We start from the raw sequence: 723 nt of genomic DNA, 5'->3' as shown, positions 1-723 counted from the left end.
CGCGTGGCGGGTCGCTGCGCTCACCGCCATCCGTACGGAGGAGGTCGTCGGTCGGGTCGTCTGCGTCTTTCGAGCCGGTGTGGTGGGGTCGAGTCATTGTGGGTCCCTCGCGAGCGTCATCACGCTGTGCACTGAGGCGCTGCCGCTGAGGTTGTGGATGAGTCCGGTCTCTGGGTCTGGCACCTGTCGTTCGTCTTCGACTGTTCCGCGGAACTGATTGAAAATTTCCAGCGCCTGTGAGACGCCGGTCGCGCCCAACGGATGCCCGCACCCGAGCAGTCCGCCGCGCGGATTGACGCCGATGTCGCCGTCGAGTTCGCTGCGGCCGTCCTCGATGAACTGTCCGCCCTCGCCCTTCTCGACCCAGCCGAGGTCCTCGTACTCGATGATCTCGCTGATCGTGAAGCAGTCGTGGACCTCCGCGACGTCGAGTTCGGCGAGCGGGTCGTCGATCCCGGCCTGTTCGTAGGCCTGCTCGGCCGCGGTCGTCGCCTGCGGCCACGCCGACATCGACGGGAGATTCTTGATCGAGTTGCTCGCCATACACGCCTGACCGCTGCCCGTGATCCAGGCGGCCTCGTCTGTCACCTCTCGGGCTTTCTCCTCGCTCATCAGGATCAGCCCGGCCGCGCCGTCGGTGACGCCGCTGCAGTCGTACAGACACAGCGGCGGCGACAACTCGAAGGAGTCGACGACGTCGTCGACAGAGATCTCCTTTTGATA

Annotated in this window: 1 protein-coding gene; it reads right to left on the bottom strand. The window is 65.4% G+C overall.

Going from position 1 to position 723, the window contains the following annotated elements:
• Positions 1-93 precede the first annotated feature (93 nt).
• A partial coding sequence (locus tag DEQ92_RS21070) for a thiolase family protein (protein WP_147299536.1) occupies positions 94-723 on the bottom strand: 630 nt, incomplete at its 5' end.

Source organism: Haloferax sp. Atlit-6N, assembly GCF_003383195.1.
GTDB lineage: Archaea > Halobacteriota > Halobacteria > Halobacteriales > Haloferacaceae > Haloferax > Haloferax gibbonsii.
Note: the sequence above shows the minus strand (reverse complement) of the source record. Positions and strands in the feature narration are given on the sequence as shown.